Genomic DNA, 13,555 nt, shown 5'->3' with positions numbered 1-13,555 from the left:
GGAAACGGCTTCACCAATGGATCTCATTCCTCGCGGTTGCGCTTTCGATCGGAACACCGTTGAGTTCATTCGGGCAACAGGTGGAAGTAACGCCGGCTCGAATCACGCTTACTGAGGCGATCAAGAGGGCGCAGGCGAACGAGCCGGCATTTGCTGCGAGTGTTGCGGCTCAGAAGACGGCCTCGATTGATAGTTATCTGGCTAAGGCAGCTCTCCTGCCTTCGGTGACTTACCACAATCAGGTCCTCTATACGCAGCCCAATGGGCAGGAGAATAGCGGTGGCCAGGTTGGTTTGCAATCGTCACCGATCTTTATTGCAAACAATGCGGTACACGAATACACAAGCCAGGCTTCCATTAATGAGACCGTAGGACTGAAGCAGGTCGCCGATGCCAAGGTGGCTGCTGCGAATGCCGCCCGTGCCTCTGCGGAACTCGAGGTGGCGCGCCGCGGGCTGGTGGCGACGGTCGTGGGGCTGTATTACCAGGTGGCGGACGCGGAGACCAAGCGGCAACTGCTTGCGGGAGCTTTGCAGGAAGCTACTTCCTTCAGCGACCTGACTCAGAAGAGAGAAACCGCGCGTGAGGTAGCCCACGCTGACGTTATCAAGGCTCTGCTCCAACAACAGCAAAGGCAGCGCGATCTGAGCGACGCGGATCTTCTTGCCGAGAAGGCGCGCCTCGAGCTGGCCGTTCTTCTCTTTGCAGATCCGAGGACGGCGTATTCGACCGAGCCGCCGGAGGCGCCGGCAGCGTTGCCGACGCGGGATGAGGTCAATGGCCTGGCGTCGAACAACAATCCGGAGATCCGGAGCGCTCTCGCAGACCTCCAGGCGAGCAATGCAGCGGTTACGTCTGCAAAGGCAGCATACCTGCCTGACCTCGCCTTGAATTTCTCTTACGGTATCGATGCCCCGCAGTTCGCCAAGCGAGGTCCGGAAGATGTGAATAACCTGGGCTACTCCATGATGGCGACGGTGGACATCCCGGTATGGGATTGGTTCTCTACTCAAAAGCGAGTCAAGCAGAGCCAGATTCAGAGGAATGTCGCCCGGGTCAACCTGACAGCCGCACAGCGCCGGCTTATTGCCAACCTCGATGAAACCTATTCGGAAGCGTCAGCCGCGCAGAATCAGCTGACGCTTCTTGCAGAGAGTGTTCAGACGGCTGCTGAAAGCCTGAGGCTGACCAAGATGCGGTACACCGCAGGAGAAGCCACGGCGCTGGAGGTCGTGGATGCACAGACTTCGTATTTGAGCGCACAGACGGCGCAGGCCGACGGAATCGCACGCTATCAATCCGCCCTTGCGGCACTCCAACTTTTGACGGGGACCTTGTGAGCCACTCTATGAATAATCTGACGCGTGTCGCACGTTCAAGCGCAAAATTCACAACCTGTCTGCTGATCGCCAGCCTTTTTCTAAGTGGTTGCAAGAAAGCGGATGATGCCGAGACAGCGGCCCTCGTTACGGTCCAGGGAGAGAAGCCGGAGGTCGGCGAGATCTCGGAGCACATCATGGCGGATGCCACACTCTCTCCGCTCACGCAGGCAGCAATTGCGCCAAAGATCACGGCTCCAGTCAAAAAGTTCTACGTGCAGCGAGGATCGAAGGTAAAGGAAGGGGATCTGCTTGCTCTTCTCGAGAATCGGGACCTCGCTGCGCAGGCCGAGGATAACAAGGGCCAGCTCGACGCAGCCGAAGCTTCATATTCCATGCAGACGAAGGCTCAGCTGCCCGAGGATTACAGAAAAGCAGAGCTCGATCTGGCGCAGGCGAAAGCACAGCTCAAGCTGCAGGAGGAGATCGTGGTCTCCAGAAAGAAGCTGCTGGACGAAGGCGCTATCGCGGGCCGGGACTACGACACGGCAGCCGCAGCACTCGTCCAGACTCAGGCAGCTTTCGATGTAGCGCAGAACCATTTCAACTCTTTACAGAAAGTCAGCCGGGATGCGACGTTGAAGCAGGCTGAAGGGCAACTGGCCTCCGCGAAGGGCAAATATCTTGCCGCCGAGGCTCAGGTCTCGTATTCGGAGATCCGTAGCCCCATCTCGGGGGTTGTAACGGATCGTCCCTTGTTTGCAGGCGAGACCGTAAGTTCCGGAAGCACTTTGATCACAGTGATGGATACTTCCTCGCTGCTTGCCAAGGTGCACCTTGCCCAAACAGTGGCACAGCGGTTGAGCCTTGGAGATGAGGCTTCGATCATGGTGCCTGGTGTTACGGACCCTCTCCCTGCCAAGGTCTCATTGATCAGTCCCGCGCTCGATCCCGGTTCCACCACGGTTGAGGTCTGGCTCAAGCTGGACAACAAGGAAGGCAAGTACAAGGTGGGCACGCCGGTTCGTACTTCCATCACGGGGCGGACGATTTCGAATGCGATCAAGATACCTCTGACTGCGGTTCTGACGAGTGAAGACGGCACGAAATCCGTAATGGTGGTGGGCAGCGACGGGGCGGCCCACAAGAAGGCGGTTCAGCTGGGAATCAATGATGGAGAGGACGTTCAGATCACGAAAGGGTTAAGCGTGTCGGAGATGGTCGTCACGACTGGCGGTTACGGTCTCGATGACGGCACCAAGGTAAAGGTCGGCAAAGCTGAAGAAGAGGGTGGGGACGAAAAGTGATGCTGCAGCCTCTCAACAACGCGCCCGAGCGCCCGTTCTGGCTGGTCCGGTTCCGTGGCCCGATCTTCTTTTTCCTGATCGTCCTCTCACTTGCCGGAATCTACGCTGCCCAGCAGGTTCCCATCTCGGTTTTTCCCGACACCAATTTTCCTCGTGTCGTGATCGGCGTGGACAACGGCGTCATGCCGGTCGAGCAGATGCAGGTCACGATTACCAAGCCGATCGAGGACGCGGTTAACTCTGTCCCCGGCCTGATGACCGTCCGTTCGACTACGAGCCGCGGATCTGCCGAAGTGAGCCTGTTCTTCGATTGGAGCGTGGACATGTTTCACACGCTCCAGTTGGTCGACGCCGCGTTAAGCAAGGTACGGCAGACGCTTCCCGCGACAGCAGCCATCACCACCAATCGTCTCACCTTCGCGACATTTCCCATTCTTGGTTACAGCCTCACCTCGGATCGCTTGACGCAGACACAGCTATGGGAGCTCGCAACGTATCAGTTGAAGCCGCCTCTGAATCGCGTGGCGGGAGTCAGCACCATCACAGTCCAGGGAGGCAAGGTTCCCGAGTTTCACATCGTGCCGAATATGGCGCGCATGCAGACGGCGGGTGTAACGATTCTCGATCTGGCGAATGCTGTACAAGCCTCCAATATCATTGACTCCCCTGGCCTCTACGAAGCAAATCACCAGTTGATTCTGGGGCTTGTTGGAGCGCAAGCTCATGATGGAGATCAGCTGGGGCGGCTCGTCGTAAAGACAACGGCAGGCGGCGCAGCCGTGCGAGTATCCGACGTAGCCACAGTTCAGGCGGGGGTTCTCCCGGTCTACACCGCTGTGACGGCGGACGGAAAGTCGGCGGTATTGTTGAATGTGACGCGACAGATCTCCAGTAACACTGTGGCAGTTGCAGACGCCGTCGCAGCCGAGATGGAGCAACTCAAGAAGACGCTGCCGCCCGGCGTCAACCTCCAGCCTTACTACGACCAGTCGGAGTTGGTGAGAGAGAGTATTCGCAGCGTCCGCGACGCAATTCTGATTGGATTGCTCCTGGCCTGCGTCATCCTCTTTCTATTTCTCGGTGACTGGACTTCTTCTCTGGTCGCAGGTCTCGTGATTCCGGTTACGGTTGCCATTACGATTCTGTTTCTTTGGATAATCGGCGAAAGCTTCAATCTGATGACGCTCGGCGGTCTGGCGGCTGCAATCGGCCTGGTCATCGATGACGCGATCGTGGTTGTCGAAAACATCGTGTTGCACCGCGATCATGGAGAGACGCGTGCCCAGGCAGCACGTTTAGCACTCAAAGAGATCGCCGTGCCACTGGTCGGCTCGACAATAACTCCCGTTGTGGTGTTTCTTCCCCTGGTGTCAGTAACGGGCGTTACAGGAAGCTTCTTCCGTGCGCTCGCCGTGACCATGACCGTTGCGCTGCTGACTTCTCTTCTCTTGGCTGTTACATGGACGCCCGCATTGAGCCTGGTCCTGCTTCGCGATCACCGCAGGAGGGAAGAAACCAAGCCTCATGAAGAGCACGGCCGCCTGATGAAAGCCGTTCTTAGGTGGCACGAGAAAGGTCTCGGCTGGTCGCTCAATCGCCCCGTTGTTTTACTAGGTCTTTGTGCTCTTCTTGTCGGAGGAACGTGGCTCGCTTACAACTCGCTGGGGTCAGATCTGCTTCCTGAAATGGATGAGGGCGGCTTCATTCTCGACTACATCATGCCGGCGGGAAGTTCGCTGACTGAAACCAATCGCGTCCTTGAACATGTGGATCGCATTCTTCACAAGCTGCCCGAGGTGGAGAGCACTTCACGCCGCACCGGTCTCCAGATGGGCTTGGCGGCCGTGACCGAAGCAAACACAGGCGACATCACTGTCAGGCTCAAGAGCAAGCGCGACCGCGGTATCGATGAGGTTATAGCCGACGCGCGTGCCGAGATCAAAAAGACGGAACCTGAGCTAGACGTGGAGTTTACCCAGGTCCTGCAGGATATGATCGGTGACCTCTCCAATGCGCCGGAGCCGATCCAGATTAAGGTCTTCGCAAACGATCCCGCTCTTCTCTCCGAGCTGGGCCCGCGAATCGGGGATGCGATCAGCAAGATCGGCGGTGTCGTTGACGTAGAAAACGGCATTGACAATACCATCAGCGGACCTGCGATGAACTTCCAGATAGACCCCAGCATCGCGGCCCGCCTCGGCTTCACCCCCACGGAGATAGCTGAAGATGCTACCTCGATTCTCGACGGGGTGACGACGACAGATCCTTTGATTGCAAATGGACGGCCCTATACGGTTCGCGTGCGTTTAGGAGATGAGACAAGGCAGTCTCTCGACACTATCCAGAACACCGTCTTCAACAGTGCCAGTGGCAAGCTGGCAAACCTCGGCTCTCTGGCTCAGATCACACAACTTCCACCCCAGAACGAGATCAAGCGGGAGAATCTGCAAAGACTGATAACGGTAACCGCACGCCTCGAAGGTTCTGACCTCGGTACCGCAATCTCAAAGGTTCAGCAGACCATTCAAGCGATGCACTTGCCGCCGACGGTTCGGATCGAATATGGCGGCACATACCAGGAGCAGCAGCAATCTTTTCACGAGCTCTTGCGGGTGCTTCTCCTTTCGCTTGCGCTTGTCTTCGGAGTCCTGCTGATCGAGTTTCGGAACTTCTACGCGCCGATCGCAATCCTGGGTTCGTCGATCCTGTCGATCGCAGGCGTAGTATTCGCCCTGTTGATGACGGGAACTACCTTCAATGTCGCCTCGTTCATGGGGCTCATCATGGTCATCGGAATTGTTGCGAAGAATGGCATTCTGTTGCTGGACGCTGATGAGCGTTATCGCAAAGAGGGAGTTTCTGCCCGCGAAGCGATGATTCATGCGGCGCAGCGTAGGCTCAGGCCGATTCTGATGACAGCAACAGCCGCAATTTGTGGAATGCTGCCTCTGGCCTTTGCCCTGGGTTCCGGTTCACAGATGCTGCAGCCGCTTGCAATTGCGGTCATCGGGGGATTGGTCATCTCGATGATCCTGAGCCTCATCGTTACACCGGTGGTCTACTACCTGCTGACCCGTTCGCACTCCAGCGCGGCATAGAGTCCGGACAACAGGGCTGCGGCATGATGCAAAAAAACAACCGCCGCCGGGAAGCGGGAGCCTTCCTGGCGGCGGTTGATTTTTTGCGTCGTTATACGTTTGTCATGCCGGATTCGACCCTTATGCGACTCGGCGTAGTGCGGAAAAGACGTATGTCATTCCGTGTTTCGATAGCGCATGTCTTTGCAGAACGACTTGAGCCCGGAAGGTCAGCAGGAGGCGGCCCGATCATTGCAGCCGGCGCCTGGCTGAAAGGTAGCAACACAACACTTGAGATTTATTGCAATTGCTGACGAAGTTCCTGTTGCGCGGAGTCGAACTCCTTGCGATAAGCAGGATTGGTTGAGATCAATCCGAACAGAACCGAAGATGCAATTCGACTGGCTTCCAGATCCTGCGGATAGTGAACGCCGCACACCAGGCGATGGTAGGCATAAAGATCAGCGCGCTTGAGAATCGCATCGCGCTTCTCAGGAATCATTTGCGCAAGAACATAACCGAACAAGTATCCGAGCATGGAATGACCGCTCGGGTAAGACGGCTCTTTACTGAGTTGGCAGACCGGATGCTGCGTAAGATCCGCCTGGTATGGCCGTGGGCGATTGAATAGATGCTTGAGCGGTGGATCGACCACTTCCGAATCATTTTTAAGATGTGCGGAAAACGCCTTCATCAACGGGAATTTTTCAGGAGTGAAGCTGGGTCCCACGACATCACGGAAGATAAAGATATCCTCTTCCTGGTCGTCCTGTTGCGCAGCCTGGATCTCAGATTGTGTTCTCGTTCGCTCGATCCTGAGGAGTTCGTCACGATCGCGCCTTCCGGCATCGGAGTTCGGATCAGGTGGAGCGGAAAGGATCTCGTTGAAGTTCAGTGTATCGGGGCTAAAGAAAATGGGAATCTTTTTGGTGGAAGGTGTGACCGATTGAGCCAACATTATTCCGCAGAGAAACAATTGCAGGCCCGCAATAGCGGCAATCGAGGTTGTCTTGATCATTCCATGTCCGGACTAGTGGTGAGTTAACAAAACCGATGCCCGTGTCTGTGAAGAATTCAAAGCACGGGCACCTTGGTGATATGCCACTTACCTACGGCTTAACGCGGTAGACAAGAAGACCCGCGGTATCGATGTCCGTCTTGGGGTGAACGACGAAGAATAGATTTTCCTGAGGCACCAACAGAGCGGTCTTGCCGCCATTGGTGGGAATGCGTGCCACCTCGGTATAGCTATCGGGGTTTTCCTGTTGGAAGATGCTCAGACCCTGGCTTCCACTCACGTACAGCAGTTTGGCCGCAGGGTCCCAGTTCATGTCGTCGTTGTTTTCGACCATGGAGAGTTTCTGGACCACTTTGCCGTCCGGATCGAACACGTAAAGGAAGGCAGGTTTGCGGCCTCCTACGAAAACGCGATGGGACCGGCTGTCAACCATCAGGGCTGTGTTGCGGTTGATGTCCGGAGCTGTCCATGTCGTCACGAGCTTGCGGGTCGCAAGGTCATACACACCGATCTGTTTCTTGTCACGGATGTTTACATATAAACGGTTCGCACTCGGATCGATTCCCATGGCTTCAACATTGTTCCCATCCACATCCATGTCTCCGATGACCTTACCTTGATCGACAGAGAAGATTGAGATCTTGGATGTCGGCATGTTTGCAGAGACGCCACCGTTGCCGATGTAATAAAGATGATTCACCTTGTCATACAACGCTGCATCGGGGGAGTCGCCCTTTCCGGTCGCAGATCCATCGATGAGCTGAACTCGATCCAGGCGATGGAAGTCCTCCCCGGAAAGTAGAACGAGAGAAGAATCGCCTCCATCGCAGACCATCAACTCGTCCTTCTCAGGCGCATACGCAATGGAATGCGGGGTCTTGAAACCTCCGACGCTCTGAAGATGCTTTCCGGTCTTCAGGTCGAAAACCTCGACGGAGTGATGCACTTCAGCGGTCACAAAGAGATGACCCCGCTTGAGGTCGACAGTGAGATGGTCGAAGTCGCCAACGATATCCGGCAGTTCTGTCTGAGATACCAGCGTGACAGGAGACTTGAAATCGGCGGCGTACGTGGACGCAACAGGCAGAACGAGGGTGAACATCAGTGCGGCACAGAGAGACTTGCGGGTCGACATGGCGATCCTTTCCGGGCGATCCGAGACCGGTTGACTGCGGCCTTGGGAATATCTGGATTGATGCGAGAGAGCTCTCGCAGCCGATAGGGAAGAGAAGAAGGAAGTTGAATGAGCCCGAGATCCCAGCCAACAGTGAGTATCTATGGGCCCGTCCGGCGAGATGAAATCATCTGTTGGTGAGAGAGACCTCCACCAACGTATCTTTCGGGAATACCACTGCATGGCCCCGAGTCAAGAAGCGGAAGTAGACCGATTTCGCGAATGAATAGGAGCCAAATCCGATGGCAACCCTCCGGTCGTTCAGCGTCAAAGCCACGACGCGAGCAATGATTCCGAATCCGTTCGAGGCTACGGTCTGCCGGCCCAGGCCACTGCCGTCTCTGTCTTCAGTCTGGCCGACGAAGGTCAGCAGCCCCAGAACCGCAGGAGCCACGAAGCGATTCTTGTCGGGGTTGGATTTGATACCGCCTTCCTGGTCTACGGTAATGTTCTGAGATTTCTCTCCACTCGCTCCGGCCAACATGCCGTGAACATGTTCTTCCGGTCTTCCCGCCAGCTGAAGGTCGGAGAAGGTGAAGCGCAGCTGACCGTTGCGGCCGAAGGACTTCGAAGGCTTCGCCCGAAGCACGGTGCCATGCAACTCGGTTCCCTCTGGGAAAAGTAGTTCGTGCTGTGGAGTGATGACGGGTTTTGTAACCATCGCGACGACGTTATCGCCGTTATGGGCCGCGTCTGAGCTCAGAGAGGTAAGCAACCTGGCTGTCACCTGGATCTGGCTGGAATCCGTTAATGCCTGGGAGGAAGCGAGAGGCAGCGGGGTCTCTGCCGGGACGTTGAATGTAGCGGCTTCAGTGAGATCGGCAACAAATTGCGTGCCGCTCCAGATTCGTTGGGGATGATAGGGCAGTTGACCATAAAGGAGGCGAAGTGCCCTGTCCTTCTTCCCTGGAGCGAAGGCCGCGTCGCGAGCAGAGTTAATCCTGTCCCGTACAAACGCCTTCGCGCGCTGTATCACTCCGGGGTGGCTCGTTGCCGCATCGAAACGCACCACCTCTGTGTCGCGAACTACCGCCCTCGAGTGGATGGAGACATCACCATTGGGGGTGTGAATCAGATCGAATGAGATAACCGGTTGGTGAAGAGGCGTGACGTCCCCATTTAGCAGAGCCTGCGCGCGCGTGGTCTTGTCAACGTTCTGGTAATCCGTCACGACGCCCCTTACGGCTGCTCCTTCGGGAAGAACAATACGATCTCTCAGATACACGGGCTCGGTTAAGACCCCATCGACCACGGCGCCCTTCTTGAGGTGGGCGGTTTTGGTAGTCCGAATTCTTAAGGGAACGTCGCTAGGAAGTGTTACTGCCTGGGTTTCCGTTCCTCGGACGCTTTGACCATAGGCCAGAGGGAGAATTCCTGGCATGAGGATGTAACCAGCCATCCAGACCGTATACCGAACTTTTCTTCTTTGCATAAAGATCACCGGGTCATGAGCGCAATCGCTTGCGGGATGGTTAAAGTGGAAGGCAGAAGCTTGAAGTCTTTATGCTGAGCATCCTGTTGACGGCTGATGGTCTTGAACAAGATCACGTGGCCATCCATGTGAACGTCGATTTTGGTGTTCTTCCATGCGCCGGGGAGGATGGGGCTACGAACAATGGAAAAGCTGCTGCCTGCATGGAGCGTGGCAAGCAAACCATAACCGAACGAAACGTCTTTCGAGAGTGTGCCCTCGAGCATATGAAGCCGATAGGAATCGGGATCGATCAGGATCGTTCCTGTCATCTCGTGCAGAATGCGCTCTTCGTAGGATTGCGGAACGTATGAAGGGTTTGGGCGATAGTTGATCTGTTCCCAGCCCTGCTGAATGCCACACTCCTGAAAGAGAAACGCGCGTGGAAGCAGGTTGAGGATCTGTTGTGCCCGCTGCTCTTCATCCTTTTGTGCCCGCTCCCGTCTAATGAAAGCCTGCGGATCTTCGGCGATCGATTGCAAACGGGAAAGCTCGCTCCGCTTTTTTTCCGGCGAGAGAGGTTTTCCATCTTCAGAGAGGAGATAACGCAGCTTTCCCTCTGGAACTTCTACCACCTCTTCAGTCCACTCATGGCCGCCGGTGCGTTCAGACCGTTCTATCGATGTGTATGAGAAGGCCGGTTTGTGAAGACTGGCATCATGTTCCTTGGCGAGCATTGTCTTGATCGTCTCAAGTGGCGCCGGCCGTTGTTGTGCGTAGCATGTGGAAACTGCGAGCAAAGCGAGAAAACTCACAACTATCTTCAAACCAGTTCTCAGCAAAGGCTTCCGGATGAGACATCTCCTAAGCCAGAGCCTATGACTTTGGGCTTAAGCGAACCTTAAGGGGTGCTTGTCCTCCATCGGGGTATTGATAAGAATACAAATCGTATGGCTGCAGTCGTTCCGCATGTGTGAACGTTCGCAGCGTATACATACCCCGAGGAGGACAGTCCGCGCGATCTATTGTTCGCTCGATGTCTGCCAACGAATGCCGAACGACACAGTGGGCCTGTAGTACTCTCGCTGGACCGGATAGATGGTGCTCCCGTTGTAGAATCCGAACACTTCGTTGCTCAGGTTCAAGCCTGAGGCAACGATCTGAATCCCCTTGAGAACGCGATAGCTACCCTGAACATCGAACTGGGTGTGAGAGTAGAAATAATTGTCTCCAGTAGGCCCCTTGAGTCCGAGGATGGGGTCGCCAGCAGGGCCGGTTGAAGCGTCCCATTGATAAGCGGCGATGCTCGGGTCGTTGTGGCTGATAGCGAAACGTCCGGAGAACCGCGACTTGTCGTAAGTCAGATTGAAGTTGTAGTCGTTTGGTGATGTGCGATCGAGAGTGGGGTGATCCGTTCGCCCACCATCGAAGTTGTCAGGGAAATCGACCCGGGATGCAGTGTGGCTATAGTTGGCGCTGATCCCAAAACCACTCAGAAGGCCAGGCAGAAAAGAGAACCGCTGCTCCCACTGAGCCTCAAAGCCCTGGATGTGAGCGTTGGGCCCGTTGATGGCTTCTGTCTGCTGATAGGTTCTGCCGTTGAATGGAACAAGCGTCGCCGTCGGATAGATCGGGTCGGCCAATTGCTTGAAGAAGTATCCTGCCTGGATGATTCCGAGCGGCTGGAAGAAGTGCTCAACCAGAACATCGACGTTGTTTGCCTTGGTTGGTTGCAACGCGGGATTGCCGGTTGCAATCGTTGGGTATGGGGTTTGATTTGGATCGATTGTCGTAGCCGGCACCAGGTCGCCGAGGTTTGGCCGCGAGATGCCTCGACCATAGACGGCTCGGATGTTTGTGTTCTTCTCCACCTGATATTGCAATGCAACACTCGGGAGCACGTTGAAGTAGCTGGCATCCTGGCGATTGGCGGATATCGTTGGCGCGAGCGCATTGCCCTGGGCGTCTACATTTGCGGTGACGTTGTTCGCGAAAAAGTGGGTTGCATCATTGTCAAATCGAACGCCAGCCTCTAGCCGGAAGTTTCCAAGAAAGATCACGTCCTGGATATACCCTGCCGTGATTCGTTCGTCGGCATTGAAGAATGCCTGTGCCGCTGTCGTAATGCCATTGACGGTATCGAGGGAAAACGCTGAGGCATTCGATGCAACAGCTTGAAGTATTTTGTTGTAAGAGGACGTTGGGCCATAGGCCTGCCCGTTAATGGCGAATGTCTTGTCGTAGTATGTGGGATTCGTATACGAACCCTGCACGGCGTCGAGTCCAAAGGGACTGTTGCCCGTAATGTTGTACCGGTCGTTGGTCTCTCGCTGAGTGGAATAGGAATTACGGGTACTCAGACCGAGGGAGAAGGTGCTGGGGTGGCCGGCTACCGTGTAATCATGCGCCAGCGAGGCGTTGCCCTCGTAATTGAGCTGAGTGGCGTGATAGGTATAGCCATCCGTCTCTGTGACACCATACTGGGTTGGGTCAAAGCCATTTGTCTGGTCTGTTGCGATGAGCTTTGGACGGAGCGGATTGGTCTGATCGTCGACGAAGGGAACATTTTCCGGTCCCTGAAAATATGTGGTCGGGAATGCCTGGCCGCCAATATTGTGTCCTCGGGATACGGCGAATTCATAGTTGATCACATTCGATTTCAGCTGGTGCCGAACACCCGTCTGAAAGCTGTATACCTGCTGATCGGGTCTGCGAATGTAGTGTCGATATTGCCAGTTGCCAGTGTTGTCGAAGACCGCTTCTTTCCCGTTGAAGCCGGTCAGTGCTCCTGCATTTGGTGTATACACCTCTGCTTCTCCGTAATCATGGAAGTCGGAGTAGAGCCCTTTGAAGTAAGCGGTTGCTGTGGGGGTGATCTTGTAATCCGTTCCGATATCAAACCCGTAGCGGGTCCGGTAATATTGGTAGGACCGCATGTCTTCGCTGTTGATGTATGCCACGTTCTGGCCATTGGGCAGGGTCCCGAACGTTTGGCTGGGCTCGAGGTCGTCGATGCCCCGGTTGGTACGATCCCAGGCTCCTCCCAGCAGAAACCCAAACTGCTTGTTTATTCCAAAGCGTTGGCCGAAGGTTCCATCAAAACCGCCACGCCAGTAGCCATTTTGTAAAGGGTTATAACCAGCCGTGCCGCCCAGTTCGTACGTGGGTTTTTCCTGTGCCGTCTTTGTTACCAGATTGACGGTTCCCCCGATCGCGTCCGCATCCTGGTCTGCAGAAAGTGTTTTGAAGACTTCAATTCGCTCGACTACATTAGCCGGTACGGCGTCGAGCTTAATCTGGCGAACGATCACCTCCGGCGCGGGAACGTTTATGCCGTTGATAGTGACGTTGCTTAGCCGCGGCTCTGTGCCTCGAATCTGAACGTACTTGCCTTCTCCCTCATCCCGTTCCAGAGAGACACTGGGCAGGCGCCCCACGGCGTCGGCGATGTTGTTGTTGGGAAGACTGTTGATCACACCAGCCGGTTCAACCTGAACGATCTGGGATGACATGCGTTCCACATTGACGGCCTCGGCATCGCCATGCAAACGCGGAGCAGTGACCATGACACTGTCCTGCGCAGATAACACTTCGAGCGCAGCCGTGACATCTGCGGTCTGCCCAGCCGTGACTGTAACGGTTGAGCTGAAAGACTTGAAGCCTACGTAGCTGGCAGTCAGCGTATATTGCCCAGCGGCCAGATTTGCAAAACGGAAGGATCCCTGGTTGTCGGTAGGGACCTGCCTGCCTGAGGGGTCGATACTTACTTTCGCGCTGACGAGTACCGCCCCTCCCGTGTCCTGGACGTGACCGGTTATGGTGCCAGTACTAGTTTGAGCAGCTCCCTGTAATCCGATAACAAACAAGACTGCAGCAATGACATAGGTGGGTAGAAATCGATACATGCTTTTGACCTCGCTGAAAACACAGTTCTACTCATCGCCTCTGCGCTGTGAGCTCATGGCGCTTGTGAGTCCATCCGAAGTCTGTGAGCGGGTACGTAGCGGTGGTCCGGATCTTCTCTGTAGTTGCTTCAGCGTAGGATTGCAGGGCTGAATCCAAACTTAAGGGTGAGGTTTGCTCGACCTCATTTCATTCAATATTCACGGAGGGGCAAGGCGAGATGCCTCTGAATGCGGCGTGTGTTTCAAGGCCTGGTGAAGATTGGCGAACATGAGTCCCCGTCGTCGCATGCTCGGTTCGGCGATTCAGCTCTCGCGCTTACGCGTCCTGATCTTCCCAACTGTTC

At 55.5% G+C, this 13,555-nt stretch carries 8 protein-coding genes; 3 read left to right on the top strand and 5 right to left on the bottom strand.

Features of this window, described 5'->3' with window-relative positions; genetic code table 11:
- Positions 1 to 59: 59 nt before the first annotated feature.
- The 3 genes from LJD29_RS02640 to LJD29_RS02630 are packed head-to-tail and all read left to right on the top strand — an operon-like array spanning position 60 to position 5,724.
- Positions 60 to 1,340 carry a TolC family protein gene (locus LJD29_RS02640; protein WP_446744204.1) on the top strand — a complete coding sequence of 427 codons (1,281 nt, stop codon included), beginning with the start codon at positions 60 to 62 and terminating at the stop codon, positions 1,338 to 1,340.
- An 8-nt stretch (positions 1,341 to 1,348) separates the two neighbouring features.
- Positions 1,349 to 2,626 carry an efflux RND transporter periplasmic adaptor subunit gene (locus tag LJD29_RS02635; protein ID WP_446744203.1) on the top strand — a complete coding sequence of 426 codons (1,278 nt, stop codon included), beginning with the start codon at positions 1,349 to 1,351 and terminating at the stop codon, positions 2,624 to 2,626.
- Positions 2,626 to 5,724, top strand: a complete 3,099-nt coding sequence (locus LJD29_RS02630) for an efflux RND transporter permease subunit (RefSeq protein WP_446744202.1) — start codon at positions 2,626 to 2,628, stop codon at positions 5,722 to 5,724. The genes LJD29_RS02635 and LJD29_RS02630 overlap by 1 nt, the downstream gene beginning before the upstream one ends.
- 277 nt (positions 5,725 to 6,001) lie before the next feature.
- Here the strand turns inward: LJD29_RS02630 and LJD29_RS02625 are convergent, their stop codons facing one another.
- From LJD29_RS02625 to LJD29_RS02605, 5 genes are all read right to left on the bottom strand, one after another.
- Positions 6,002 to 6,721 (bottom strand): acid phosphatase, encoded by a 720-nt coding sequence (locus LJD29_RS02625; protein ID WP_446744201.1) that lies wholly within the window; start codon positions 6,719 to 6,721, stop codon positions 6,002 to 6,004.
- Between the two features lie 91 nt (positions 6,722 to 6,812).
- Positions 6,813 to 7,856 carry a YncE family protein gene (locus tag LJD29_RS02620; RefSeq protein ID WP_446744200.1) on the bottom strand — a complete coding sequence of 348 codons (1,044 nt, stop codon included), beginning with the start codon at positions 7,854 to 7,856 and terminating at the stop codon, positions 6,813 to 6,815.
- Positions 7,857 to 8,022: 166 nt separating this feature from the next.
- On the bottom strand, positions 8,023 to 9,147 hold the full coding sequence (locus tag LJD29_RS02615; protein ID WP_446744199.1) for a hypothetical protein: 1,125 nt from the start codon (positions 9,145 to 9,147) through the stop codon (positions 8,023 to 8,025).
- 185 nt (positions 9,148 to 9,332) lie between these two features.
- On the bottom strand, positions 9,333 to 10,121 hold the full coding sequence (locus LJD29_RS02610; protein ID WP_446744198.1) for a hypothetical protein: 789 nt from the start codon (positions 10,119 to 10,121) through the stop codon (positions 9,333 to 9,335).
- Positions 10,122 to 10,328: 207 nt separating this feature from the next.
- Positions 10,329 to 13,211: a TonB-dependent receptor gene (locus tag LJD29_RS02605; protein WP_446744197.1), complete on the bottom strand. Its 2,883-nt coding sequence runs from the start codon at positions 13,209 to 13,211 to the stop codon at positions 10,329 to 10,331.
- Positions 13,212 to 13,555 lie beyond the last annotated feature (344 nt).

Source organism: Silvibacterium acidisoli, from assembly GCA_022870745.1.
Lineage (GTDB): Bacteria > Acidobacteriota > Terriglobia > Terriglobales > Acidobacteriaceae > Silvibacterium.
Note: the sequence above shows the minus strand (reverse complement) of the source record. Positions and strands in the feature narration are given on the sequence as shown.